This is a genomic window from Roseateles sp. So40a (assembly GCF_048081605.1).
GTDB lineage: Bacteria > Pseudomonadota > Gammaproteobacteria > Burkholderiales > Burkholderiaceae_C > Roseateles.
On the sequence record NZ_CP182288.1, the window covers coordinates 2,510,371 to 2,534,211 of the forward strand.

A 23,841-nucleotide genomic window follows, 5' to 3' on the forward strand; every position below is an offset into this window, starting at 1 on the left:
GGGCTTGCTCATGGGGCGCGATTGTGCCGCCGGATAATCCCGCGATGCCGATCTGGGACATCTTCTGCCGCGTCATCGACAACCATGGGGACCTCGGCGTCTGCCTGCGCCTGGCGCGTGACCTCGCCGCGCGCGGCCAGCAGGCGCGGCTCTGGTGCGACGACCTGAGCGCGCTGAACTGGATGCAGCCCGAGGCCGTGCCGGGCCTGAGCTGTCATCACTGGGATCAGGCGATCGAGGCCGCGCCGGGCGACGTCGTCCTCGAGACCTTCGGCTGCGAGCTCCCGTCCGCCTTCGTCGTCGCGATGGCGACCCGGCCGACGCGGTCGGCGTGGATCAATCTCGAGTACCTCAGCGCCGAAAGCTACGTCGAGCGCAGCCATGGGCTGAAGTCGCCGCAGTTCTCCGGACCCGGCGCGGGGCTGGACAAGTGGTTCTTCTATCCCGGCTTCACGGCGCGCACCGGCGGCCTGCTGCGCGAGCCGGGGCTGATCGACGCCGCGATCTCGCATCACGGCGACGCGTGGCTCGCCGCGCGCGGATGGCAACGCCAGCCCGGCGAGCGCGTGCTGAGCCTCTTCGCCTATCCGCAGGCGCCGCTCGATGAATTCCTCGAGGCGCTCGGCCCGGGCTGGCTGCTGCTGCTGTGCCCCGGCGCGCCGCAGACCGCGCTGCCGCCGCTGCTGCGCCCCGGGCAACGCGCCCTCGCCCTGCCCTACCTGAGCCAGCAGGACTACGACCGGCTGCTCTGGTCCTGCGACCTGAACCTGGTGCGCGGCGAGGATTCCTTCGTTCGCGCGCAATGGGCCGGGCAACCGATGCTCTGGCAGATCTACTTCCAGGACGACGGCGCGCACGCGGCCAAGCTCGACGCTTTCCTCGATCTGTCGCTGGACCTGTCGCTGGACGGCGCGGACCCGGCCTGGGCGTCGCGCTGGCGCGCACTGTCGCGCGCCTGGAATGGGCTCTCGGACTGGACGCCGGCCTGCGCCGAGGCCCTGCGCGAGCGCTCCGCCGCCGTGGGCCAGGCCCGGTCCTGGCGTGCCAGATTGGGCATGCAGGAGGACTTGACTTCGCAGCTCATGGCCTTTGCCCGGCACGCGAGTGGCGGCTGAGGGGCCTTTCGGGCTAGAATGCGCGGCTTTTCGCGTTCAGAACGCGCCACGGTTGTGAACAGCCGGTTCGGCACGGAACGCCTCACACCGCCGGAACAGTTCGGATCTCAAGCATCCTGGTGACTGTGCCCGGACCCAATCTCCCGGAATCATCATGAAGATCGCTCAAGAAATTCGCGCCGGCAACGTGATCATGCACGGCAAGGACCCCATGGTCGTGCTGAAGACCGAGTACAGCCGCGGTGGCCGCAATGCCGCCACCGTGCGCATGAAGCTGAAGAGCCTGCTGAACAACTCGGGCACCGAAGTCGTCTTCAAGGCCGACGACAAGATGGACCAGATCATCCTGGACAAGAAGGAGTGCACCTACACGTACTTCGCTGATCCGATGTACGTGTTCATGGACACCGAGTACAACCAGTTCGAGGTGGAAGCCGAGAACATGGGCGACGCGATCAACTACCTGCAAGACAGCATGGAAGTTGAAGTGGTGTTCTACGACGGCAAGGCCATCTCCGTCGAAATGCCCACCAGCGTCGTGCGCGAAGTGACCTGGACCGAGCCGGCCGTCAAGGGCGACACCTCGGGCAAGGTCCTGAAGCCCGCCAAGATCGCCACCGGTTTCGAGATCCCCGTGCCCATCTTCGTGGCGCAAGGCGACAACATCGAAATCGACACGCGTACCCACGAGTACCGCAAGCGCGTCTGAACCCCACCCGGTTCAGCACCCAATGAAAAAGCAGCCCTCGGGCTGCTTTTTTGTTGCCCGGCGGATCCAGGGCTCGATGGACCGGGCGCGAGGAACCGGGCGAGAGGATCCGCGCCCTGCCCCGCGAATCAGGCCGTCGCGCGGTGCGACTTGGCCTTCTTGGGCTTGGCCGAAGCCACCTTCTTCGCGCCCGACTTCTTGGCGCCCGACTTCGCCGCGCCCGCCTTCTTGGCGCCGGACTTCTTGGCCGCGGCGTGCTGGCCCGACTTCTTGGAGGTCTTGCCGGCGGCCTTGTGCTTGGCGCCGGACTTGGCAGGCTTGGCGGCCGGGGCGGCCATGTCCGACTGCGTTGCCGCGATCGGCGCCGTGGCCGGGGGCACCGGCTGACCTTGGGCCTGCACGAGGGTGGCCAGCAACGCGGTGCTCAGGGCAACGATCAACGACTTCATGTGAGCTTCCTTCTTCGGGGATCAACGATGGGCGCCGAGTCTAACGACCCGGCAGTGAAGCCCGCGTCAAACGAACTCGCCCTGACGTAACCATTTGGTGGCGACCCACTTCTCGCCCTCGACGACGGGCGCCCCGCCGTGCAAGGTGAGCGTCGAGGGATCAGGCCGGTCGTAGCTGAAGAAGACCGCGTTGCCCTTCTGCGCCATCACGTCGAGCTTGATGTCCGGGAACACCGTCGCCCCGCCACGCGCGGGCGTGTTCAGGTACATGACCAGCGTGGCCACGCGCTGCCCGCCGCGCTCCAGGATGGCCTTGGAGCTGGCATGACGCGGATCGAAGTAGTCGTAATGCGGCTGGTACTCGGCGCCGACGCGGTAGCGCAGCACCTGCAGGCCCTCGCCGTTGCGCAGCGGCCAGTTGAGCAACGAGGCGATGCGGCGTTCCACACGCGCCACGACCTCGTTCTCGCCGCGCTCAAAGAACATGCCCTCGCTGGTGCGGGCGGAGTTCACCTCACTGCCTTCGCGCTTGGCGGCGACGGTCTCGGACCGCGCCAGCCGCGCGCCGGCGGCGACCATGACGGCGTCGCACTCGGCCTCCGACAGCAGGCCGCCGAACACGATCACCCGCGGGCGTTGCAGCGCCATCAGGATCTCGACACGATGCCCATCGGGCAGCAGCACGCTGCGCTGATCGGACAGATCGGGCTCGGGCAGGCTGCCCGGTTCGACGACGGGTTCGGGGATCTCGGGCAGCGTCAGCGGCGGCTCCACCGCCTGATGCTCGGCCAGGGCCTCCTGGGCCATGTCCGGCACCCAGCCGCTGCTCAACATCGCCTGATACAGCGCCTCGCGCGTGATGCCGTTGCGCAATTGAGCGGCCACCCAGTCGCGCAATTCCGGCGTGAGGTATTGCGAATTGCTCATGGTCGTGACGGTATCACTCCAGATTTGCTCCAGGTATTACTCCGCGATCCGGCGGCGGAACACCAGCCGGTCCGGCTCGCTCGCCTCGGGCGCGTAGGCATAGCCGTCGACGGCGAACGCCTGCAGCCCCGCCGGCGTGCTGATCCGGTGCTGGATCGCATGACGCGCCATCAGCCCGCGCGCGCGCTTGGCGAAGAAGCTGATGATCTTGTAGCGGCCACCCTTCCAGTCCTCGAACTGGCACTCGATGACCCGCGGCTTGAGCGCCTTCCGGGCCGCCGCCTTGAAATACTCCTGCGACGCCAGGTTGACGATCACCGGCGCGGGCAGCTGCGCCGTCTGCGCGTTCAGGTGCTCGGCGATCGTGTCGCCCCAGTAGGCGTAGAGGTTGCCGCCCTTGGCGTTCTTCAGCGCGGTGCCCATCTCCAGCCGATACGGCTGCAGCCGGTCCAGCGGCCGCAGCACGCCATACAGCCCGGACAGGATCGCCAGGTGGCGCTGGGCCCATTGCAGGTCGTCCAGCGACAGCGTCGAGGCCTGCAGCCCGTCGTACACATCGCCGTTGAAGGCGAGCACCGCGGGCTTGCTGTTCTTGTCGGTGAAACGCGTCGACCAGGCGTGGAAACGCGCCACGTTCAGCGACGCCAGCGCGTCGGAGATGTCCATCAGGCCGCCGATGTCGGCGCTGGACTTGGTCTTGAGGAGCTCGATCAGCTCGGCCGCCTGCGGCACGAATTGCGGCCGCCCCGCCAGCGCGTTCACGGCATCGGGGGTCGGGGTCTCGTAGTCGAGGGACTTCGCGGGAGAAATCACATACAGCATAGGGGCGGATTGTCGCGCGAACTGGCGGCAAGACCTGTCACCAGCCGCGCAGACGAACGAAAGCCGCCCGCAGGCGGCTTTCGATCAGGTCCTTGCGAACCCGCGGGTTCAGCAGGCTCAGCGCGACAGCAGCGCGTTGATCGCCGTGACGTCCTCGGGGCGCAGCTGACCGGAGGCCTGGCGCAGCTTGAGGCTGTTGACCAGCACGTCGTAGCGGGCCTTGGCCAGGTCGCGTTGCGTCGTGTACAGCTGGGTCTGCGCGTTCAGCACGTCCAGGTTGACGCGCACGCCGACCTTGTAGCCCAGCTGCGTCGCTTCCAGCGCCAGCTTGGACGACGCTTCCGCCGCCTCGTACGCCTTCACCTGCGCCTGCAGCGACTGCACGCCGAAGAAGGCGCGCTTGGTGCCCTCCTCCACGCTGCGACGCGCGAAGTCGAGGTCATTGCGCGACTTCTCTTCCAGCGCCACCGTTTCCTTGATGCGGTTGGTGATCGCGCCGCCGCTGTAGACCGGCAGATTCACCGACACGCCCAGCGAGCCCTGCTTGGTGTTGCCCGTGTAGCTCAGGCCCTCGCCGGTCTGGCGCTGCACGCCCAGCGACGCATTCAGGTCCACCGTCGGCCAGCGCGCGCCCTGGGCGCGTTCGATCTCGATCTTGGCGATGTCCAGACCCAACTGCGCCTTGCGGATGGCCGGGTGGCCACCTTCGGCCTGGCTGACCCAGGGCTCGACCGTCGACGGCGCCACCGGCGGCAGCGCCACCGGCACGGCCAGCGGACGCGGCTCGACACCGACGCGGCCGACCAGCTGGTCCAGCGTCACGCGCTTGACGCGCAGGTCGTTGTCCGCGGCCAGTTCCTGCGCGGTCGCCAGGTCGTAGCGGGCCTGCGCTTCACGCGTGTCGGTGATGGTGGCCGTGCCGACCTCGAAGTTGCGCTTGGCCGAGGCCAGTTGCTCCGCGATCGCCGCCTTGTTGGCGCTGGACGTCGACAGCGTGTCCTTGGCCGCCAGCACATCGAAATAGGCCTGCGCGACGCGCACGATCAGGTCCTGCTCCGCGGTCTGCAGGTCCTGCTGCGCGACATCCACGCCCAGGCGGGCCTGTTCAATGCTGCCCGCATTGGGACGGTTGAAGACGGCGTACTTGGCGCTCAGGCCGGCGTTGCTGACCGTGTTGCCCTGCCGGCCGGGATTGGTCCCGCCGATGTTGGGCAGGTCGACCTCGTTGCGCGTCGCGCCGACACCCAGCCCGACGCTGGGACGGGCCAGCGCCTGCGTCTGGCCGTAGCGGTACTGGGCCGAATCGGCCACCGCGCGCGCCGCCAGGTAGGTGGCGTCGTAGGCGCGGGCCGCGTCGTACAGCTCTTGCAGGCTCTGCGCCTGGGCCGCGCCGGCCAGCAACGCGAGCGCCGCGGCCATGAGCGTGACCCGCGGCAGGCGGGAGATCGGAGACGTACGGCGTTCAGCGGCCATGAGGCTTCCTCGTATCGATGTCATGTTCTTCGGATCGATCCAACTGCGGACCCGCCGCGGACAGCCCGCGACAGGCGTTCAGTACCTCGGCACCGGCGGGGAGAGCTCCTCCGACCCCGATCGGTGCCGCGGGCGAGGTTATAGATCACCTCGACCCGCTGTCTCGAAAGAAATGCGACGACCTGCAGACTTCGCACCCCGTGACGGCAATTACGCGCGACGGGCTGCCAGGATCAGAACGTGAAATGCGAGCCGGTGTCGAAGCCGTCCAGGCGCCCGACCACGGTCTCGAACAGGTTCTTCGTCGTGAATTCGCGTTCGCCGGTCCGCGTGATGATGCGCGCGGTCATCGCCGGCTCGTCGCCGACGATCACGCCCATGCGGCCGCCGACCTTGAGCTGGTCCAGCAGCGCCTGCGGCGCCTGCGGCACCGAGCCCGACAGCAGGATGACGTCGAACGGCGCCTCGCCGGGCAGGCCCTTCACGCCATCGCCCTCGACCACCGTCACGTTCAGCACGCCGTTGCGGCGCAGCGCGTCGCGGGCGGCGCCGGCCAGCGCGGCATCCTTCTCCACGCTGAACACCTGCTGCGCCTTGTGGCCCAGCAGCGCGGCCATGTAGCCGCTGCCGGTGCCGATCTCCAGCACCTTCTCGTGGCGCTCGATCTGCAGCTCCTGCATCCAGCGGGCTTCCACGCGCGGGGGCAGCATCTTCTGGCCATTGGCCAGCGGCAGCTCGACGTCGGTGAAGGCCACGTTGCGGTAGGCGGCGGGCACGAAGTCCTCGCGCTTGACCACGGCCAGCAGCGCCAGCACCGAGGGATCCAGCACATCCCAGGGACGGATCTGCTGTTCGATCATGTTGAAGCGGGCTTGTTCGAAGTTCATGTTCAATCCTCTGGCCGCCCCATGGCGCGCCGAATGCGGGCGGTATTCTAGGCGGGCGACCGGGTCATGGCGCCGTCGCGCGGGCGGTTGAGAAGTCCCTCGAACATGAGTTCGAGCTGAAGCTCCAACACCTGCTCGGGCGTGCACTTGTGTTCATGGGTGATGCCGGCCGCGCCGATCGAGTGCTGATGCAGCACCAGGTGCAGCACCGGCCCGATCATCACCATCACCGCGGCATCGGGATCGACGTCGCGGAATTCCCCCGAGGCGATGCCCCGGCGCATCACCTCGGCCAGCAGCTCGCAGCTGGGCTCGATGACCTCGTCGTTGTAGAACGCGGCCAGCTCGGGGAAGTTGCGGGCCTCGCTCATCATGATCTTGTGGATGCCGCCGGCCGGCGTGAGGCCCATGCGCTCCCACCAGCTCCACAGCATCCAGGTCAGCAGCGCCGCCATCGAGCCCTGGTGCTTGCCCAGTTCCGACACCCCTTCCGCGATCTTCGTGCCGATGGACTCGCGCACCACCGCCTTGAAGAGCTCCTCCTTGGAGGGGTAATACAGGTACAGCGTCCCCTTGGACACCCCCGCCTGGGCGGCGACCTCCTCCATGCGGGTGGCGGCGAACCCCTTCTCGACGAACAGCGCCAGCGCCGCCTCGAGCAGCTCCTGCGGCCGCGCCTCCTTGCGCCGCTGTCGGGCGGAGGACGGCGCCGGGCTGGCGGACTTGGACGGGGCGCGGGGCATGACGGGTGGGATGGGAACTAACTGACTAACCGGTCAGTAATGTAGCGGCGGGCTTTCCGCGCGGTCAAGGGCAGCGCCCGCCGTCTTCACGGGACCCTGACGCCAGGGGCGCCCCTCACCGCCCACCTGGGTGCTGCACTGCGGCAAACCCTGTGCGCGACGCGGCTATCATGCCCGCCGACCCGCCTCCATCCCCGAGCGAGGCGGCATTTCCGGAGTCGATGTTGGACACTGTGCTGCTGATCAAGGCCGCGATCATGGGGATCGTGGAAGGCCTGACCGAATTCCTGCCGATCTCGTCGACAGGCCACCTGATCCTCACCGGCGCGCTGCTGGGCGGCTTCGAGGATGCCCGGGGCAAGGTCTTCGACATCGCCATCCAGACCGGCGCGATCCTGGCCGTGATCATCGTGTACTGGCAGCGCCTGCGCGAGACCGCCGCCGGACTGGGCAGCGACGTCCGCGCCCGCCGCTTCGTGCTCAATGTCGCCATCGGCTTCCTGCCGGCGGTGATCCTGGGCCTGCTCTTCGGCAAGGTCATCAAGGAACACCTGTTCACCCCCATCGTGGTGGCCAGCACCTTCATCCTCGGCGGCTTCATCATCCTGTGGGCCGAACGGCGCCAGCAGACCGCGGTGCGCATCCAGGACGTCGACCAGATGACGCCGATGGACGCGCTGAAGGTCGGCCTCGTGCAATGCCTGGCCATGGTGCCCGGCACCAGCCGGTCCGGCGCGACCATCATCGGCGGCATGCTGCTGGGCCTGTCGCGCAAGGCGGCGACCGATTTCAGCTTCTTCCTCGCGATCCCGACGCTGATCGGCGCCGGCCTGTACAGCCTGTACAAGGAGCGCTCGGTGCTGTCGACCGGCGACATCCCGCTGTTCGCCGTGGGGCTGTTCTTCTCCTTCGTCAGCGCCTGGATCTGCGTGCGCTGGCTGCTGAAGTACATCGCCAGCCACAGCTTCACGCCCTTCGCCTGGTACCGCATCGCCTTCGGCATCGTGGTGCTGGTGACGGCCTACACCGGGCTGATCGTCTGGGCCGAGTGAGCACCTGACGTGCGGATGACGTGCTGCAGGGGGATGGGCGAACGCCTAAAATGCCGGCCTTATGACCATCACGATCAAGACCGGCGCCGACATCGACGCCATGCGCATCGCCGGACGTCTGGCGTCCGAGGTGCTGGACATGCTGACCCCGCACGTCAAGCCGGGCGTCACCACCGAGCACCTCGACAAGCTGGCCCACGACTACATCGTGAACGTCCAGCAAGGCATCCCCGCCCCGCTGAACTACCAGCCGCCGGGCTACACGCCGTATCCGAAGTCGATCTGCACCTCGATCAACCACCAGGTCTGCCACGGCATTCCCAATGACCGTCCGCTGAAGAACGGCGACATCGTCAACATCGACGTCACCGTGATCAAGGACGGCTGGCACGGTGACACGAGCCGCATGTTCGTCGTGGGCGGCGGCTCCATCCTGGCCACCCGCCTGTGCTCGTTCACCTACGAGGCGATGTGGAAGGGCATCCAGAAGGTCAAGCCCGGCGCGCGCGTCGGCGACATCGGCCATGCCATCCAGACCTTCGCCGAGAACGAGGGTTTCAGCGTCGTGCGCGAGTACTGCGGCCACGGCATCGGCCAGAAGTTCCACGAGGAGCCGCAGATCCTGCACTACGGCCGCCCCAATACGCTCGAGGAGCTGGTGCCGGGCATGATCTTCACGATCGAGCCGATGATCAACGCCGGCCGCCGCGAGACACGCAGCCTCAACGACGGCTGGACCGTGGTGACCAAGGACCGCTCGCTGTCGGCGCAGTGGGAGCACACGGTGCTCGTCACCGACACCGGCTACGAGATCCTCACGCAGTCGGCCGGCTCCCCGCCGCCGCCGGCCTTCATCCAGCCCCAGGCCGCCTCGGCCTGATCGCGGCGGACCGCGCATGAACGCCAGGACGCCCGGCGAGGTCGGCGCCGCCGCGCCCGCGGTGCCGGTCGCCGAACTGCGCCAGCACTTCAAGACCGGCAAGCAGCAGCTGCTGGACGACTTCGCCGCCGCCAAGGCGAGCGTGTCGGCCGCCGCGCGGCTGATGCGGCTGCTGGCGCGTCACGTGGACGGCACGCTGCAGCTCCTCTGGACGCAGTCCGGCCTGGCCGCCGCCGCGCCGCAGGCCGCGCTGGTGGCCGTGGGCGGCTACGGACGCGGCGAGCTCTTCCCGCACTCCGACGTCGATGTGCTGGTGCTGCTGCCCGACACCCGGCCCGGCGATCCGATGCCGGACCAGCCCGGTCCGCTGAAGCAGGCGATCGAGGCCTTCATCACTGCGTGCTGGGACATCGGGCTGGAGATCGGCTCGTCGGTGCGCACGGTGCGCGAGTGCCTGGACGAGGCCGCCGGCGACGTCACCATCCAGACCGCGCTGCTGGAGTCGCGTTGGCTGGCCGGCAGCAAGACGCTGGTGCGAAGCTTCGACAAGTCGTTCCGCGCGGCCGTCGATCCGCGCGCGTTCATGCGCGCCAAGACGCTGGAGATGCGCCAGCGCCACAACAAGTACGAAGAGACGCCGTACGCGCTGGAGCCCAACTGCAAGGAGAGCCCCGGCGGACTGCGCGACCTGCAGGTGCTGATCTGGATCGCGCGCGGCGCGGCGCTGGGCAAGACCTGGTCGCAGCTCGCGGCCAAGGGCCTGATCACGCCCTTCGAGGCCCGCCAGCTGCAGCGCAACGAGGGCGTGCTCAAGAGCATCCGCTGCCAGTTGCACCTGGCCGCGCGGCGCCGCGAGGACCGGCTGGTCTTCGACCTGCAGACCGCGGTGGCCGAGCGATTCGGCTACGCGTCGACCAAGTCGCTGCGGGCCTCCGAGAAGCTGATGCGCCGCTACTACTGGGCGGCCAAGGCGGTGACGCAGCTCAACCAGATCACGCTGCTCAACCTCGAGGAGCAGATCAACGCCACCCGCGACAACGAGCTGCGCCCGGTCAACGAGCGCTTCCTGGAGCGCAGCGGCATGCTGGAGATCGCCGGCGACGACCTCTACGAGCGCGAGCCGCACGCGATCCTCGAGACCTTCCTGATCTACCAGCAGACGCCCGGCATCAAGGGGCTGTCGGCGAAGACGCTGCGCGCGCTGTACAACGCGCGCGGCCTGATGAACAGCGCGTTCCGGCGCGATCCGGCCAACCGCGCGATGTTCATGCGCATCCTGGAGGAGCCGCAGGGCCAGACGCACGCGTTCCGGTTGATGAACCAGACCTCGGTGCTGGGGCGTTACCTGTGGGTGTTCCGGCGCATCGTCGGGCAGATGCAGCACGACCTGTTCCACGTCTACACGGTGGACCAGCACATCCTGATGGTGCTGCGCAACATCCGGCGCTTCTTCATCCCGGAGCACACGCACGAGTACCCGTTCTGCTCGCAGCTCGCGGCGCAGTTCGACCGGCCGTCCGCGCTGTACGTGGCGGCGCTGTTCCATGACATCGCCAAGGGCCGCGGCGGCGATCACTCCGATCTCGGCGCGGTCGAGGCCAAGCGCTTCTGCCGCGCGCACGGCCTGCCCAAGGCGGACGCCGCGCTGGTGGTGTTCCTGGTGGAGCACCACCTGACGATGTCGCGCGTGGCGCAGAAGGAAGACCTGTCCGATCCGGAGGTCATCCAGCATTTCGCGCAGCTGGTGAAGGACGAGCGCACGCTGACCGCGCTGTACCTGCTCACCGTGGCCGACATCCGCGGCACCGGCCCCAAGGTCTGGAACGCGTGGAAGGGCAAGCTGCTCGAGGACCTGTACCGGCTGACGCTGCGCGCGCTGGGCGGGACCAGGCTGAACATGGCCGCGGAGATCGAGGCGCGCAAGCAGGAGGCGCGGCAGGAACTGGCGCTCAAGGCGCAGCTGCCCGGCACCGAGGACGCCTTGTGGAAGACGCTGGACCTGAGCTACTTCGCGCGGCATGACGCGCCGGACCTGGCCTGGCACGCGCGCGCGCTGTGGCGGCATGTGGACAGCCTCGAGCCGGTGGTGCGGGCGCGTCCGTCGCCGGTCGGCGAGGGTCTGCAGGTGCTGGTCTACGCGAAGGATCAGCAGGATCTGTTCGCGCGCATCTGCGGCTACTTCGACGGCGCGGGCTTCAACATCCTGGACGCCAAGGTGCACACCACGCGCAGCGGTTACGCGCTGGACACCTTCCAGGTCATCGCGCCCGAGCTCGACCTGCATCACCGCGACCTGACCGCGCTGGTCGAGTCCAAGCTCAGCCTGGCGCTGGTCGCGCCCGGCCCGCTGCCCGAGCCGCGCAAGGGCCGGCTGTCGCGGCGGGTGAAGAGTTTCCCGTTCACGCCGCGCATCTCGCTGCGGCCCGATGAACGCGCGCAGCGCTGGCTGCTGTCGGTCAGCGCGACCGACCGCGCGGGCCTGCTGTACGCGATCGCGCGGGTGCTGGCGCGGCATGGCATCAACCTGCAGCTCGCCAAGGTGTCCACGCTGGGCGAGCGCGTGGAGGACACGTTCCTGCTCGACGGCGCGGCGCTGCAGCAGAGCCGGCTGCAGTTGCAGATCGAGGGCGAGCTGCTGGACGCGCTCTCCGTGCAATGAGGCCGCGAGGCCCGCAGTCATGAGCCAGTACCACGTGATCGCCTCGGCCGAGGCCTTTCAGCGCCTGGACGCGTTCAGCACGGTGATCGATGTGCGCTCGCCGGCGGAATTCGCCGAGGACCACCTGCCCGGCGCGGTCAACTGGCCGGTGCTGGACAACGACGAGCGCCGCGTCGTGGGCACGCTCTACAAGCAGGATCCGCTGGAAGCGCGCAAGCTCGGCGCGGCGATCGTCGCGCGCAACATCGCCAACCACCTCGACGCGCAGCGCGCGGTGATGGTCAAGCACTGGCGACCGCTGGTCTATTGCTGGCGCGGCGGACAGCGCTCGGGCGCGATGAACTGGTTCCTGAACCAGATCGGATTCAAGTCGCTGCAACTGGTCGGCGGCTACAAGGCCTTCCGCGGCGAGGTCATCAAGACGCTGGGCGAGCTGCCCGGGCGATTCGATTTCATCGTGCTGTGTGGCCGGACGGGCTCGGGCAAGACGCGCCTGCTGCAGGCGCTGGCGCAGGCGGGCGCGCAGGTGCTGGACCTGGAGGCGCTGGCCCGGCATCGCGGGTCGGTGCTGGGCGCCCTGCCCGATTCGCCGCAACCCAGTCAGAAGGCCTTCGACACGGCACTGTGGCAGGCGCTCGTCGGGCTGGATCCGTCACGCCCGGTGTTCGTCGAGAGCGAGAGCCGCAAGATCGGCGGCGTGCAGATGCCCGAGTCGCTGCAGCAGCGGCTGCGCGGGCAGGGGCGTTGCGTGTGGATCGAGATGGCCGAGGCGGGCCGGGTCGAGCTGCTGCTGGAGGATTACGCGCACTTCCTGGCCGCGCCGGAGGCGTTCAACGCGCTGATCGGCGGACTGGTCGCGCTGCGCGGCCGGGAGCGCGTGCAGCGCTGGCAGGCGATGGCGCGCGAGGGCCACTGGGCGGCCGTCTTCGGCGAGCTCATGCGGGATCACTACGACCCGGGGTATGAGCGCTCGTTGACGAATCACTTCCCCGGGCTGGCGAAAGCGCCGCGCATCGCGTTGCGCGATGGCAGTGACATGGAGACACGTCGGGCCGCTGAAGAACTGCTCGCCTTGAGCCCCCTCGCCCGCGAAGCGGGAGAGAGCGGGGGGTGAGGGCTCTTCGAAGGACATCGAGGTCCGCGACAAGCCCTCACCCCCACCCTCTCCCGCTTCGCAGGAGAGGGGGTCAGAAAGAGGCGGTCCCAGCAAGCGGCTGGGAGCCAGCCTTGGATCAGACCGCCAGCAGTTCCACTTCGAACAGCAGCGTGGCGTGCGGCGGGATCACGCCGCCGGCGCCGTAGGCGCCGTAGCCGAGTTCCGACGGGATCACCAGGAAGCGGGTGCCGCCGACCTGCATGCCCTGCACGCCTTCGTCCCAGCCCTTGATGACCTCGCCCGCGCCCAGGTGGAAGCGGAACGGATCACGGCGGTCCTTGGACGAGTCGAACTTGCGGCCGCGCTGGCCGTCCTTGTACAGCCAGCCCGTGTAATGCACGGTCACGCGCTTGCCGGCCTCGGCCACCGCGCCCTCACCCGTCTTGACGTCCTCGAACTGCAGGCCGCTCTCGGTCTTCTGCAGGTTGCCCAGCGTCAGCGGCTCGGTGCCGCCGGACACGCCCAGCAGCTCGACCTCGAACATCAGCGTCGCGTTCGGGGGAATCACGCCGCCCGCGCCGCGCGCGCCGTAACCCAGTTGCGGCGGGATCACCAGCACGCGCGTACCGCCCACCTGCATGCCCTGCACGCCTTCGTCCCAGCCCTTGATGACCATGCCGCCATCGAGTTCGAACTCGAACGGCTCGCCGCGGTCCTTGCTGGAGTCGAACTTGGCGCCCTTCTCGCCGTCCTTGTACAGCCAGCCGGTGTAATGCACCTTCACGTCCTGGCCGGCACGGGCGGTGGCGCCACTGCCTGCGGTGGTGTCGTCGTATTGCAGGCCGCTGTCGGTCGTCTTCATCGAGGATTCCTTGAAAGGGGGATGTCGACAGACATCCCGAAACGCAAAGGCGTGATCATGCCAGCCGCCGGGCGCTCCTGCGCTCAGCCCTGCCGTACAGCCCACGCCGACACGGCGTGCTCGAGCCACTCGGGCATCGTGCGCGCCTCCAGTGCCGGCAGGCCCAGTCGGGCGCCGGCGCGTCGCAATGCGGCAAGCGGGTCTCCCAGGTCCAGCGCCCGCGCGCCATTCTGCTTGGACAGCTTCTCGCCGTTGTCGCCCAGCACCAGCGGCGTGTGCAGGTAGCGCGGCGTGGGCAGGTCCAGCAAGACTTGCAGACGGATCTGGCGCGGGGTGTTGTCGGCCAGGTCCTCGCCGCGCACGACATCGGTCACGCCCTGCCAGCCGTCATCGACGACCACCGCCAGCTGATAGGCCCACAGCCCGTCCGCGCGCCGCAACACGAAGTCGCCGACCTCGTCGGTCAGGTCCTGCGACTGCGCGCCGAGCCGGCGATCGAGCCAGTCGATGCGCAGCGGATCGTCGCCGTCCACCGTCGCGGTACTGCGCAGCCGCCAGGCCCGCGCCGGCTTGCCGTGCAACCCGTGGCGGCAGGTGCCCGGATAGACGAGCTCCCCATGCCGCTCACGCTGCTCACCCCGGGCCGCGATCGCCTCGGCGATGTCCTTGCGCGAGCAGCCGCAGGGATAGGCCCATCCCGCGGCGACCAGACGATCCAGCGCCGCCTGGTAGGCCGCGCCGCGTCGCGATTGCCACACCGGCGGCGCGTCCGGCAGCAGACGCACTTGCGCGAGCTGGGACAGCACCACCGCGTCGGCGCCCGGCGGGCAGCGCGGGCCGTCGACGTCCTCGATGCGGATCAGCCAGCGCCCGCCGTGCGCGCGCGCGTCGAGCCAGCTGGCCAGCGCGGCCACCAGCGAGCCCTCGTGCAGCGGCCCGGTCGGCGACGGCGCGAAGCGGCCGACGTAGGGCCGTCTCGCGGTCGGGCGCTCGGGCTCGCTCACAGCAGCAGGCCTTCATGCTGCTCCAGCAGCGAGCGCCGGGTGGCCTCGCTCTTGAGCCGCTCCAGCCACCACGCCAGCGCCTTGGCCGGCCGATGGCCGGTGTTGCGCCACGCGTAATGCATCGGCGAGATGCGCTTGCCCTGGAAGGTCTCCTTCATCACGAGCCGCCCGGCCTCGACATGGCGCCGCACCATCGGCGTGGGCAGCGACCCCACGCCCAGCCCGCGCAGCATCGCCTCGAGCTTGATGGCCATCGACGGCACCGTCAGCACCTCCTGGCCGGGCACGACGCCGACGGTCATCGGCGCGAGCTGGCGGGCCGTGTCAGCGACCGCGACGATGCGGTGACGCGCGATATCGGCCGAGGTCAGCACGCCCTCGAAGCTCGCCAGCGGGTGGTGCGGCGCGACGCAGAACACCATCTCCATCGGTCCGAGCACCTCGCACACCACCGAACTTCCCGGCGGTTGCGCGCTGGTGCCGATCGCCAGGTCGGCCTGGCCCGAGATCAGGGCCTCCCAGGTCCCCGAGAGCACCTCGGTTCGAAGCTTCAGCCGCGTGGGCGGCGGCTTGCCGTCCTCGGCCTGCCGATAGAACGCGTCCATCAGGTCGAAGATCGCCCGGCGCGCGATCGCGTCGTCGAAGGCGATGGTGAGCTCGCTCTCCCAGCCGGTGGCCACGCGCTTGACGCGATTGGCCACGGCGTCCATCTCCTGCAGCAGCCGGCGGCCCTCGGTCAGCAGCTCGTGACCGGCGGCGGTCAGCACCGCCTGGCGCGAGCTGCGGTCGAACAGCAGCACGTCCAGCGCGTCCTCGAGCTGGCGCACGGAGTAGGTCAGCGCCGAGGGCACCTTGCCCATCTCCCGCGCCGCCGCCGCGAAGCTGCCGCTGCGGGCGATGCTGTCCATCATGGCCAGCGCCTCGGGCGTGAGCACCCGTCGTTTGTCTTGTTGTGACATCCCTTCATCTTATTTGAACGCTGGCTTCAAGGCCCCTCCCCCTCGGGAGAGCCCGCGATCTTCAGAATTGAACCCATCGCCAACACAGGGCCCGCCACCAGGGCCAGCAAAGGAGCATTCAAATGCGTGAAGTCATCAAGTCCTCGGACCGCGGTCATGCCGATCACGGCTGGCTCAAGAGCTTCCACAGCTTCTCCTTCGCGGATTACTACAACCCGCGCCGCATGGGCTTCGGCCCGCTGCGGGTGATCAACGAGGACCGCATCGCCGGCGGCACCGGCTTCGGCACGCACGGCCACCGCGACATGGAGATCATCAGCTACGTGCTCAGCGGCGAGCTCGCCCACCAGGACAGCATGGGCAACGGCAAGCCGGGCGGCGCCAACGCCGGCGTGATCCGCCCGGGGGACGTGCAGCGCATGAGCGCCGGCACCGGCGTGATGCACAGCGAGTTCAACCATTCCAAGGACGGCGAGACCCACTTCCTGCAGATCTGGGTCATGCCGGACCGTCAGGGCGTGACGCCGGGCTACGAGCAGAAGCATTTCCCCGAGGCCGACAAGCGCGGCCGGCTGCGCCTGGTCGCGTCGCCGGACGGCGCGCAGGACTCGGTGAGCATCCATCAGGATGCGCGTCTGTACGCCGGACTGTTCAATGGCGATGAACGCGCCGAGCTGCCGCTGTCGGCCGACCGCCTGGCCTACGTGCATGTCGTGCGCGGTCAGGTGACGGTCAACGGCGAGGCGCTCACCGCCGGCGATGCGATGCAGATGGCCAAGGAAACCGCCCTGAGCATCGAGGCCGGCCAGGACGCCGAGGTGCTGGTCTTCGACCTGCCGGTCTGATCGTCTCGCCCGGGCAAGCGCCCGGCAAGCGCCCGGGCGACCGCCTGGGCGCGCGCCCTACACTCGCGCGATGCAATCGCTGAGACAACTGCTGGGCGCGCTGCCCCTGCTCGACTGGGGCGCACTCGCGCTGTTCTTCCTGGGCTGGGTCGGTTACGCGCAATTCTCCAAGCGCCACGCCGAGGCGCGCGGCTCGCTGCTGGCGATCACCAACCGCGTGCGCCGGCAGTGGATGCTGCAGTTGACCTTCCGCGACATGCGCGTGCTGGATGGCGCGGTCAGCCAGGCGCTGCTGTCGAGCCCATCCTTCTTCGCCTCCACCACCATCCTGATCATCGGCGGCCTGCTGGCCGCGCTGGGCGCCAGCGAGCAGACCAGCGCGCTGGTGCTGGAGCTGCCGTTCACCGTCAAGACCAGCACGCTGGTGTTCGACATCAAGCTGGCGCTGCTGACCGGCATCTTCGTCTACGCGTTCTTCCGCTTCACCTGGAGCATGCGCCAGTACACCTTCGGCGCGCTGCTGGTCGCGTCCGCGCCGGAAGCCACGCAGTTCGCGCTGCAGGGGCCGGAGGCCCGCGAGCAGTTCGCCGACCGCGCCGGCGCGGTGGTCGGCATGGCGGCCGAGGCCTTCAACGACGGCTTGCGCGGCTACTACTTCGCGTTCCCGGTGGTGGCCTGGTTCTTCTCGCCGTGGGCGCTGATGCTGGCCACCGCGGGCGTGGTCTACGTCCTGTACCAGCGCGAGTTCCGCTCCGAGGTGCTGGAGAAGCTACGCGCCTGACCGGCTGGACCACGGGACACGGCACGACGGAACACGCGCCCCGTCATCGCGACTGATCGGCCCTTTCCAAGGAGCGCCGATGCTGGCCGTAGACCGTTTGATCCATGCCGCACGATTGCGTGACGCGTTCGCCGCCACGCCTGATCTCGCGTCGCGAAAACCCCTGGAGTCGCAGGACCGGCTTTCCCTGAAAGCCACCGTCGCGGCGCTCACCGGGTCAGGCCCGCTGTCGCGCGACATGGCCGACATCCAGCTCAGCCTCCTGCCGCTGCTGCCGGGATGGCCCACCGGCCTGCGCATCGTTCGCGCGAGGGCGCCCGAGACGGGCGGCGCTCCCGATTCGATCTCGACCAGCGAATTGAGACAGTTCGGCGCCCAGACCTCGCAACTCGCGTCCGGTGACCCCTTGTTGATCTTCCGGACGGCCGACGGGTCGTGGTTCCACGCTCGCAACCTGAAGCCTCCCCATGATTGGAGCCCCGCCGCGGATGTCACGCGGCCACTGTTGAGCGTCTGCGTCGCGGCCCTGGTGGACCGCTTCAAGGACGACGGATGGCGCATCGTCGCGCAGCTCGCAGGGGACAGCCGACAGCGGCCGGGTAGCACCAACGAATCGCTGCTGTTGGCCAAACTCGGATTACGCATGGCCGAGTGGCTGGAGCAGGCCTCCGAATTCGATCAGAACCATCCGCTGAAGCTGGTCGCCGCGCCCGCTCGACAGCGCGACCCGCTCCCCGCCACGGAGCCGTCCCCGATCGCATCAACGCCCTACCCGCCAGCGGCCACCGTCGCTGAAGCCGGCTCGCAGGCGCCGTCGCCTGCCGACACCTGGGCCGAACTCGAAGCGTTCCTCTCCGGTGCCGCCCCTGACGCCCCCCCGCCATGCAAACGGCTCCGGACGGAAGACAGAGCCACACGCTCCCCCGCATCGGGCGTACAGGCGGCCTCCCGTGTCGAGCCTGCGAGGCCCGCTGTTTTCTCGGACCAGTACATCCGAGACTTGCTCAGCATGCCTGGGACGCCGTCGCCGTGCGCGGTGCCGCTTCTCCTCTCCGGCCGGCAGACGCCTGTGATCGATCTGACCGGCACGACATCGCCTGATCGGTTCTGAAAGGCCCGCGCATGCTCCCCCTGCACCGCTTCCATTCCCGACGTCACGAACTGACGATGCCGGGGGAGGTCGAGACCCCTCCTCCAATCAGCAGCCACGCGGAGGCTCCGGCGCTGGCTCAGACGCTGGCACCGGCGGTGGTTCAGACCCTGGCGCGCCCCAGCCACGATCCCTCGCGGGCCACCCTCCAGCTCGCGGCCCTGACCGCGCTGCCTGGCTGGCCGCCCTCGCTGCGCATCCATGTCTGGCACGCCGGGCTGACCCGGCCGGTGCTGCACGGCAGGATGCCGAACGGCCCCTGGGTCACGGACCACGATCTGCACCTGCAGCGCTACCCGGACGGCAGCTGGCGGGCGCGCGGACCGCTCCCTGCGAAAGATTGGTTCGGCATCCCCCGGACGCTCCCCGAGCCCGCCCTGGCCGCCGTCGTCGCGGCGCTGATCCGGAACGGGCATGAAGCGCTCGGGCTGCTCGCCACGCTGCTCGGTCATCCCGGTCGGCAGGCGCTCTTGATCGACCGGACCTTCGAGGTCCTGCAGGCCCGGATCGTCCAGGCCTACGAGACCGGACGGGTGCCGCCCGATCGATGGCACCTGCCGCGACCGGCGGTCAGTGCACCACCCGACCGAAGCTGAACTCGCCCGGCTCCCCGTCGGGCGCGGACGACACCTCGACGGGGATGACGTCCTTGGGCCCGAAACGGCCCTGGAGGATCAGCTTGGACAGCGGGTTCTCGATCCGCTGCTGGATCGCGCGCTTGAGCGGCCGCGCTCCGAAGACCGGATCGAAACCGACCTTGGCCAGCTCGTCCAGCGCCTGCTCGCTGACGTCGAGCTTCATCTCGAGCTTGTCCAGCCGCTGCTCCAGCTGGCGCAGCTGGATGCGGGCGATGGACTTGATGTGCGTCGCGCCCAGCGCATGGAAGATCACCGTCTCGTCGATGCGGTTGAGGAACTCGGGCCGGAAATGCGCCTTCACCTCGCCCCACACTGCGTCGCGGATCACCTCGTCGGACTCGCCCTGCAGCGCCATGATGTGCTGCGAGCCCAGGTTGGACGTCATCACGATCACGCAGTTCTTGAAGTCCACCGTGCGGCCCTGGCCGTCGGTCAGGCGGCCATCGTCCAGCACCTGCAGCAGCACGTTGAACACGTCCGGATGGGCCTTCTCGACCTCGTCCAGCAACAGCACGCTGTAGGGCTTGCGGCGCACGGCCTCGGTCAGGTAGCCGCCCTCGTCGTAACCGACGTAGCCCGGAGGCGCTCCGATCAGCCGGCTCACCGAGTGCTTCTCCATGAACTCGCTCATGTCGATGCGCACGAGGTGATCCTCGCTGTCGAACAGGAAGCCGGCCAGCGCCTTGCAGAGTTCAGTCTTGCCCACGCCGGTCGGTCCCAGGAACAGGAAGCTGCCCAGCGGCTTGTCCGGATCGGACAGCCCCGCGCGCGAGCGCCGGATCGCATCCGCCACTGCGACGATGGCCTCGTCCTGGCCGACCACGCGCTCATGGAGCTTCTCCTCCATGTGCAGCAGCTTGTCGCGCTCGCCCTGCATCAGCTTGGACACCGGGATGCCGGTCGCGCGGGCGACCACCTCGGCGATCTCCTCGGCGCCGACCATCGTGCGCAGCAGCTGCGGCTGGGTCTTGTCCTTGGCCTTGCCCATCTCCTTGGCCTGCGCCTCGTTGAGGCGCTTCTCCAGATCGGGCAGCTTGCCGTACTGCAGCTCGGCGACCTTGTTGAAGTCGCCCTTGCGCTTGAGCTCCTCGATCTGGAACTTGATCCGGTCGATCTCTTCCTTCACATGCGCGGAGCCTTGCGCCTGCGCCTTCTCGGTGGTCCAGATCTCCTCGAGGTCGTTGTACTCGCGCTGCAGCTTGAGCAGCTCTTCCTCGATCAGCGCGAAGCGGCGCTGGGAACCCTCGTCGGTTTCCTTGCGCACGGCCTCGCGCTCGATCTTGAGCTGGATCATGCGGCGGTCGAGCTTGTCCATCGCCTCGGGCTTGGAGTCGATCTCGATCTTGATCTTGGCGGCGGCCTCGTCGATGAGGTCGATCGCCTTGTCGGGCAGGAAGCGGTCGGTGATGTAGCGATGCGAGAGCTCGGCCGCGGCGACGATGGCCGGGTCGGTGATCTCCACGCCGTGGTGGACCTCGTACTTCTCCTGCAGGCCGCGCAGGATCGCGATCGTGGCCTCGACGCTGGGCTCGTCGACCAGCACCTTCTGGAAGCGGCGCTCCAGCGCGGCGTCCTTCTCGACGTACTTGCGGTACTCGTCCAGCGTGGTCGCGCCGATGCAATGCAGCTCGCCGCGCGCCAGGGCGGGCTTGAGCATGTTGCCGGCATCGATGGCGCCCTCGGCCTTGCCGGCGCCGACCATCGTGTGGATCTCGTCGATGAACAGGATGATCCGGCCCTCGTCGGCCGCGACTTCCTTGAGCACGGACTTCAGGCGTTCCTCGAATTCACCGCGGAACTTGGCACCCGCGAGCAGGCCGGCCATGTCCAGCACCAGGACGCGCTTGTCCTTGAGCGACTCGGGCACCTCGCCGTTGACGATGCGCTGCGCCAGGCCTTCGACGATGGCCGTCTTGCCCACGCCAGGCTCGCCGATCAGCACCGGGTTGTTCTTGCTGCGCCGTTGCAGCACCTGGATCGCGCGGCGGATCTCGTCGTCGCGGCCGATGACCGGGTCGAGCTTGCCCGCGCGGGCACGCTCGGTCAGGTCCAGCGTGTACTTCCGGAGCGCCTCGCGGTTGCCCTCGGCCTCCTGGCTGTCGACCTTCTGGCCGCCGCGCACCGCCTCGATGGCGGTCTCCAGCGCCTTGCGCGTGAGGCCGTGGCCGCGCACGACACCGGCGAAGTCGGACTTCGCGTCGGCCAGCGTGAGCAGGAACATCTCGCTGGCGATGAAGTGGTCGCCGCGCTTGGACGCCTCCTTCTCGGCCGCCTGCAGCAGGCTGATCAGATCGCGGCTGGGCTGGACCTGCTGGCCCTCGCCCTGCACCTGCGGCAGGCCGGTGAGGAGCGTGTCCACGGCGGCCTTGAGCGCCGGCACCTTCACGCCGGCGCGCTCGAGCAGCGCTTTGGGGCCCTCGTCCTGCGCCAGCATCGCGCTGAGCACATGGACGGGTTCGATGTAGGGGTTGTCTCGCGTCACCGCCAGGCTCTGGGCCTCGGCCAACGCTTCCTGAAATCGGGTGGTGAGCTTGTCGACTCGCATGGGTGAATAACCTCCGTTGCGACACCAACTGGGACTGTGTCCCCATATTTCAAGAGACCCCCTCCCACGGCAAGTCTCGCGCCCAATCAGCCACGAACCCGGTCCAGCGGATGGGGACCCTCTTTTCACGTGAGCTCCCACCCCTTCCCCGCCCTCCAAGCGGGCGGGGTCGATGTCACCCCACCCCATCCCGCCCCCAAGGGGCGGGTGAGCGGCGGCGAGCAAGCATCACGCCAAGGTCTGCGACACCACCGATCGTCCGTCCGACCATTCCAGTCTCGCCAGCGCGCCCTGTACCAGCGACCACTGCGGCGCGACGTGGCCGATGTCCAGATCCAGCAGCACCGGACACGGCAGGTCGCCGAGCGCGCGTTGCAGCGCATGGTCCTGCGTGAACTCGCCGCCGCTGGCGATCGCGTCCGGGACCGCGCTGCGGCCGAAGACCACGCCGGCCGCCTCGTCGAACCAGCCGGCCTGCCGCAGGCCGTGCAGGGTCCGGGCGAGCTCGAACGGCGGCAGCTCGGCCACCTCGAAGAACCACAAGGGGCGCTCGCCTTCGCCCAGCGATTCGCGCCAGGCGCGCACGTCCGCCCAGGGTGTGCCCGCCAGCCGCGCCACCGAATCCAGGCAGCCGCCGATGAGGCATCCCTCGATGTCGACCGGTTCCGTGCCGCCATCCAGGCGCCGCGCCACCGAGCCCAGCGCCGACAGCTGCTCCAGCGGCTCGCGCTCGGTCGTGGTCCAGACATCGAAGATCCGACGCGACACCGGATCCAACGCGGGATCGCCGAGTTGCATCAGATTGGGCCCGTGCAGCGACGCCCAGCCCGCGCGTAGCAGCAGCGGGACCTGGATCGTCGACAGGTCCGAGAACCCGCTGAACCACTTCGGCGGCGCATCGCGCAGGCGCTCGAAGTCCAGGTGCGGCAGCAGCTCGATCGCCAGTTCGCCGCCCCAGGGCGGGATCACCGCGGCGATCTCCGGATCGAGCAGCGCGTCCATCAGCTCCGAGGCGCGCTCGATGGCGGATCCACTCGCACCCTGCACCTGCTGACGCAGCGTGCGGCCCTCGCGGACGATGAAACCTTGGCGGCGCAGCGCGGCCAGCGCGCCGTCCAGCCGCTCGTGCATCGCGGGTTTGACGCCGGACGATGGGGCGACGACGGCGACCACATCGCCGCCGCGCAGCGGCTGGGGAAAACGGATCGGCGCGTCCATGTCGGCGCTCATGCCCACCTTCATGCGGACGCTCAGGCCGCGGTCAGCATCTGCATGACCTTGAGCCCCGCGGCCGCCGCGACCAGCGAGCCGAGGACGTGCGCCGCCGAGTGCGTCAGCGCCATCAGGAATTCGCCGCGTTGCAGCAGCGAGAGCGATTCGCCGGAGAACGAGGAAAAGGTCGTCAACCCGCCAAGGAAGCCGGTGACGAGCAGCAGCTTGAGCAGGTCATCGGGATAACGGCCGAACCATTCCAGGGCCATGCCGATGAGGAAGCCGCCGACCAGGTTGACCAGCAGCGTCCCGAGCGGGAACCCCTGCCACTTCGTGTTCAGCCACATGCCCGCGCCCCAACGCGCGAGCGCGCCGCCCGACGCCCCGACGGACACCGCCGCCACTTGCACCCAGCTCATCGTCCGTTGCCCTCCACGTTGATGCCCCATCGCGCCAGCGCCTCGTCGTCGGCGACGCGCGCGTCCACCCACCGGGCGCCGTCCGGTCCGTGTTCCTTCTTCCAGAACGGCGCCTGCGTCTTCAAGTAATCCATCAGGAACTCGCAGGCCTGGAAGGCCTGGCCGCGATGCCGCGAGGACACGAGCACCAGCACGATCTGCGCACGCGGCGCGAGCGCGCCGACGCGGTGGATGACGCGGGCGCCGCGGATGTCGAAGCGGCGATGGGCCTCGTCGATCATGGCCTCGATGGCGGCCTCGGTCATGCCGGGGTAATGCTCGAGCTCCATGAGCGTGACGGGCGAGCCGTCGGCGCCGTCGCGCACGGTGCCCACGAAGCTGACGACGGCCCCGATGCCGCCGTCCGACGCCCTGAGCGCGAGCGTCTCGGCGCTGAGGTCGAAGTCTTCGATCTGGACAGAAACGCGAGGCGTCACGGCGGGCGAGTTCATCGCGACATTCTGGCACCCGTCATCACCACCTCCGATCCTTGATACCTTCTTGACACCCCCGTGCCATGTCTTGCCCCCGCCTTGAGACCGGCCTGCCTACGCTGCGTCCATCGCAACCACGGC

The 23,841-nt window shown here is 68.8% G+C and carries 23 protein-coding genes and 1 pseudogene; 10 read left to right on the top strand and 14 right to left on the bottom strand.

Features of this window, described 5'->3' with window-relative positions; genetic code table 11:
• Positions 1-44 precede the first annotated feature (44 nt).
• Positions 45-1,115 carry an elongation factor P maturation arginine rhamnosyltransferase EarP gene (earP, locus tag ACNI65_RS11450; RefSeq protein WP_416763125.1) on the top strand — a complete coding sequence of 357 codons (1,071 nt, stop codon included), beginning with the start codon at positions 45-47 and terminating at the stop codon, positions 1,113-1,115.
• A gap of 154 nt (positions 1,116-1,269) precedes the next feature.
• The gene (gene efp, locus ACNI65_RS11455) at positions 1,270-1,824 is read left to right on the top strand and encodes an elongation factor P (protein WP_416763127.1); all 555 of its coding nucleotides are present in this window, start codon (positions 1,270-1,272) and stop codon (positions 1,822-1,824) included.
• Positions 1,825-1,952: 128 nt separating this feature from the next.
• Here the strand turns inward: efp and ACNI65_RS11460 are convergent, their stop codons facing one another.
• The 6 genes from ACNI65_RS11460 to ACNI65_RS11485 form a co-directional block, all read right to left on the bottom strand.
• Positions 1,953-2,273, bottom strand: a complete 321-nt coding sequence (locus ACNI65_RS11460; RefSeq protein ID WP_416763129.1) for a hypothetical protein — start codon at positions 2,271-2,273, stop codon at positions 1,953-1,955.
• A 66-nt stretch (positions 2,274-2,339) separates the two neighbouring features.
• Positions 2,340-3,200 (bottom strand): 2OG-Fe(II) oxygenase, encoded by an 861-nt coding sequence (locus ACNI65_RS11465; protein ID WP_416763131.1) that lies wholly within the window; start codon positions 3,198-3,200, stop codon positions 2,340-2,342.
• 36 nt (positions 3,201-3,236) lie between these two features.
• The gene (yaaA, locus tag ACNI65_RS11470) at positions 3,237-4,022 is read right to left on the bottom strand and encodes a peroxide stress protein YaaA (protein ID WP_416763133.1); all 786 of its coding nucleotides are present in this window, start codon (positions 4,020-4,022) and stop codon (positions 3,237-3,239) included.
• A 117-nt stretch (positions 4,023-4,139) separates the two neighbouring features.
• Entirely contained in the window at positions 4,140-5,495 is a 1,356-nt protein-coding gene (locus tag ACNI65_RS11475; RefSeq protein ID WP_416763134.1) for a TolC family outer membrane protein, read from the bottom strand.
• A gap of 233 nt (positions 5,496-5,728) precedes the next feature.
• Entirely contained in the window at positions 5,729-6,382 is a 654-nt protein-coding gene (locus ACNI65_RS11480; protein WP_416763136.1) for a protein-L-isoaspartate O-methyltransferase family protein, read from the bottom strand.
• 47 nt (positions 6,383-6,429) lie between these two features.
• Positions 6,430-7,125: a TetR/AcrR family transcriptional regulator gene (locus ACNI65_RS11485; RefSeq protein WP_416763137.1), complete on the bottom strand. Its 696-nt coding sequence runs from the start codon at positions 7,123-7,125 to the stop codon at positions 6,430-6,432.
• Between the two features lie 224 nt (positions 7,126-7,349).
• On the opposite strand from ACNI65_RS11485, the gene ACNI65_RS11490 reads away from it, so the two are divergent.
• The 4 genes from ACNI65_RS11490 to mnmH all read left to right on the top strand — a co-directional run bounded on the left by ACNI65_RS11490 (position 7,350) and on the right by mnmH (position 12,830).
• The gene (locus tag ACNI65_RS11490; RefSeq protein WP_416763611.1) at positions 7,350-8,177 is read left to right on the top strand and encodes an undecaprenyl-diphosphate phosphatase; all 828 of its coding nucleotides are present in this window, start codon (positions 7,350-7,352) and stop codon (positions 8,175-8,177) included.
• A gap of 61 nt (positions 8,178-8,238) precedes the next feature.
• Complete coding sequence (gene map, locus ACNI65_RS11495; protein ID WP_416763139.1) at positions 8,239-9,057, top strand: type I methionyl aminopeptidase; 819 nt, start codon at positions 8,239-8,241, stop codon at positions 9,055-9,057.
• A 16-nt stretch (positions 9,058-9,073) separates the two neighbouring features.
• Positions 9,074-11,716 (top strand): [protein-PII] uridylyltransferase, encoded by a 2,643-nt coding sequence (locus tag ACNI65_RS11500; RefSeq protein WP_416763141.1) that lies wholly within the window; start codon positions 9,074-9,076, stop codon positions 11,714-11,716.
• A gap of 19 nt (positions 11,717-11,735) precedes the next feature.
• Positions 11,736-12,830, top strand: a complete 1,095-nt coding sequence (gene mnmH, locus ACNI65_RS11505) for a tRNA 2-selenouridine(34) synthase MnmH (RefSeq protein WP_416763143.1) — start codon at positions 11,736-11,738, stop codon at positions 12,828-12,830.
• Positions 12,831-12,948: 118 nt separating this feature from the next.
• On the opposite strand, the gene ACNI65_RS11510 is transcribed toward mnmH, so the two are convergent.
• The 4 genes and pseudogenes from ACNI65_RS11510 to ACNI65_RS11525 form a co-directional block, all read right to left on the bottom strand.
• The gene (locus ACNI65_RS11510; RefSeq protein ID WP_416763612.1) at positions 12,949-13,296 is read right to left on the bottom strand and encodes an FKBP-type peptidyl-prolyl cis-trans isomerase; all 348 of its coding nucleotides are present in this window, start codon (positions 13,294-13,296) and stop codon (positions 12,949-12,951) included.
• 33 nt (positions 13,297-13,329) lie between these two features.
• Positions 13,330-13,674 (bottom strand): annotated as a pseudogene (locus ACNI65_RS11515) (FKBP-type peptidyl-prolyl cis-trans isomerase); the annotation flags it as partial.
• Between the two features lie 83 nt (positions 13,675-13,757).
• Entirely contained in the window at positions 13,758-14,678 is a 921-nt protein-coding gene (gene gluQRS / locus ACNI65_RS11520; protein ID WP_416763145.1) for a tRNA glutamyl-Q(34) synthetase GluQRS, read from the bottom strand.
• Positions 14,675-15,637: a LysR substrate-binding domain-containing protein gene (locus ACNI65_RS11525; protein WP_416763146.1), complete on the bottom strand. Its 963-nt coding sequence runs from the start codon at positions 15,635-15,637 to the stop codon at positions 14,675-14,677. Before ACNI65_RS11525 ends, gluQRS begins: the two co-directional genes overlap by 4 nt.
• A 122-nt stretch (positions 15,638-15,759) precedes the next feature.
• Here ACNI65_RS11525 and ACNI65_RS11530 point away from each other — a divergent pair, with 122 nt between their 5' ends.
• From ACNI65_RS11530 to ACNI65_RS11545, 4 genes are all read left to right on the top strand, one after another.
• The gene (locus ACNI65_RS11530; protein WP_416763148.1) at positions 15,760-16,482 is read left to right on the top strand and encodes a pirin family protein; all 723 of its coding nucleotides are present in this window, start codon (positions 15,760-15,762) and stop codon (positions 16,480-16,482) included.
• A 70-nt stretch (positions 16,483-16,552) separates the two neighbouring features.
• Entirely contained in the window at positions 16,553-17,263 is a 711-nt protein-coding gene (locus ACNI65_RS11535) for a DUF599 domain-containing protein (protein ID WP_416763150.1), read from the top strand.
• A 79-nt stretch (positions 17,264-17,342) separates the two neighbouring features.
• Positions 17,343-18,374, top strand: a complete 1,032-nt coding sequence (locus ACNI65_RS11540) for a hypothetical protein (protein WP_416763152.1) — start codon at positions 17,343-17,345, stop codon at positions 18,372-18,374.
• An 11-nt stretch (positions 18,375-18,385) separates the two neighbouring features.
• A complete protein-coding gene (locus ACNI65_RS11545) occupies positions 18,386-19,009 on the top strand; it encodes a hypothetical protein (protein ID WP_416763153.1) in 624 nt (207 codons plus the stop codon).
• Here the strand turns inward: ACNI65_RS11545 and clpB are convergent.
• The 4 genes from clpB to ACNI65_RS11565 all read right to left on the bottom strand — a co-directional run bounded on the left by clpB (position 18,984) and on the right by ACNI65_RS11565 (position 23,718).
• A complete protein-coding gene (gene clpB / locus ACNI65_RS11550) occupies positions 18,984-21,596 on the bottom strand; it encodes an ATP-dependent chaperone ClpB (protein WP_416763154.1) in 2,613 nt (870 codons plus the stop codon). The two genes, ACNI65_RS11545 and clpB, sit on opposite strands and share 26 nt — an antisense overlap.
• Before the next feature lie 228 nt (positions 21,597-21,824).
• Entirely contained in the window at positions 21,825-22,826 is a 1,002-nt protein-coding gene (locus ACNI65_RS11555) for a S66 family peptidase (protein ID WP_416763156.1), read from the bottom strand.
• 20 nt (positions 22,827-22,846) lie between these two features.
• Complete coding sequence (crcB, locus tag ACNI65_RS11560; RefSeq protein WP_416763158.1) at positions 22,847-23,227, bottom strand: fluoride efflux transporter CrcB; 381 nt, start codon at positions 23,225-23,227, stop codon at positions 22,847-22,849.
• Positions 23,224-23,718, bottom strand: a complete 495-nt coding sequence (locus tag ACNI65_RS11565; RefSeq protein WP_416763159.1) for a molybdenum cofactor biosynthesis protein MoaE — start codon at positions 23,716-23,718, stop codon at positions 23,224-23,226. The genes crcB and ACNI65_RS11565 overlap by 4 nt, the downstream gene beginning before the upstream one ends.
• Positions 23,719-23,841: the final 123 nt, after the last annotated feature.

Excerpts from the sequence above, each read along its gene's own strand:
- clpB (WP_416763154.1), bottom strand. The coding sequence starts at position 21,596 with ATGCGAGTCGACAAGCTCACCACCCGATTTCAGGAAGCGTTGGCCGAG.
- ACNI65_RS11535 (WP_416763150.1), top strand. The coding sequence starts at position 16,553 with ATGCAATCGCTGAGACAACTGCTGGGCGCGCTGCCCCTGCTCGACTGG.
- crcB (WP_416763158.1), bottom strand. The coding sequence starts at position 23,227 with ATGAGCTGGGTGCAAGTGGCGGCGGTGTCCGTCGGGGCGTCGGGCGGC.
- ACNI65_RS11565 (WP_416763159.1), bottom strand. The coding sequence starts at position 23,718 with ATGAACTCGCCCGCCGTGACGCCTCGCGTTTCTGTCCAGATCGAAGAC.
- ACNI65_RS11540 (WP_416763152.1), top strand. The coding sequence starts at position 17,343 with ATGCTGGCCGTAGACCGTTTGATCCATGCCGCACGATTGCGTGACGCG.
- yaaA (WP_416763133.1), bottom strand. The coding sequence starts at position 4,022 with ATGCTGTATGTGATTTCTCCCGCGAAGTCCCTCGACTACGAGACCCCG.
- ACNI65_RS11480 (WP_416763136.1), bottom strand. The coding sequence starts at position 6,382 with ATGAACTTCGAACAAGCCCGCTTCAACATGATCGAACAGCAGATCCGT.
- mnmH (WP_416763143.1), top strand. The coding sequence starts at position 11,736 with ATGAGCCAGTACCACGTGATCGCCTCGGCCGAGGCCTTTCAGCGCCTG.
- ACNI65_RS11525 (WP_416763146.1), bottom strand. The coding sequence starts at position 15,637 with ATGTCACAACAAGACAAACGACGGGTGCTCACGCCCGAGGCGCTGGCC.
- ACNI65_RS11555 (WP_416763156.1), bottom strand. The coding sequence starts at position 22,826 with ATGAGCGCCGACATGGACGCGCCGATCCGTTTTCCCCAGCCGCTGCGC.
- ACNI65_RS11465 (WP_416763131.1), bottom strand. The coding sequence starts at position 3,200 with ATGAGCAATTCGCAATACCTCACGCCGGAATTGCGCGACTGGGTGGCC.
- ACNI65_RS11545 (WP_416763153.1), top strand. The coding sequence starts at position 18,386 with ATGCTCCCCCTGCACCGCTTCCATTCCCGACGTCACGAACTGACGATG.
- ACNI65_RS11475 (WP_416763134.1), bottom strand. The coding sequence starts at position 5,495 with ATGGCCGCTGAACGCCGTACGTCTCCGATCTCCCGCCTGCCGCGGGTC.
- ACNI65_RS11530 (WP_416763148.1), top strand. The coding sequence starts at position 15,760 with ATGCGTGAAGTCATCAAGTCCTCGGACCGCGGTCATGCCGATCACGGC.
- efp (WP_416763127.1), top strand. The coding sequence starts at position 1,270 with ATGAAGATCGCTCAAGAAATTCGCGCCGGCAACGTGATCATGCACGGC.
- ACNI65_RS11485 (WP_416763137.1), bottom strand. The coding sequence starts at position 7,125 with ATGCCCCGCGCCCCGTCCAAGTCCGCCAGCCCGGCGCCGTCCTCCGCC.
- map (WP_416763139.1), top strand. The coding sequence starts at position 8,239 with ATGACCATCACGATCAAGACCGGCGCCGACATCGACGCCATGCGCATC.
- earP (WP_416763125.1), top strand. The coding sequence starts at position 45 with ATGCCGATCTGGGACATCTTCTGCCGCGTCATCGACAACCATGGGGAC.
- ACNI65_RS11460 (WP_416763129.1), bottom strand. The coding sequence starts at position 2,273 with ATGAAGTCGTTGATCGTTGCCCTGAGCACCGCGTTGCTGGCCACCCTC.
- ACNI65_RS11500 (WP_416763141.1), top strand. The coding sequence starts at position 9,074 with ATGAACGCCAGGACGCCCGGCGAGGTCGGCGCCGCCGCGCCCGCGGTG.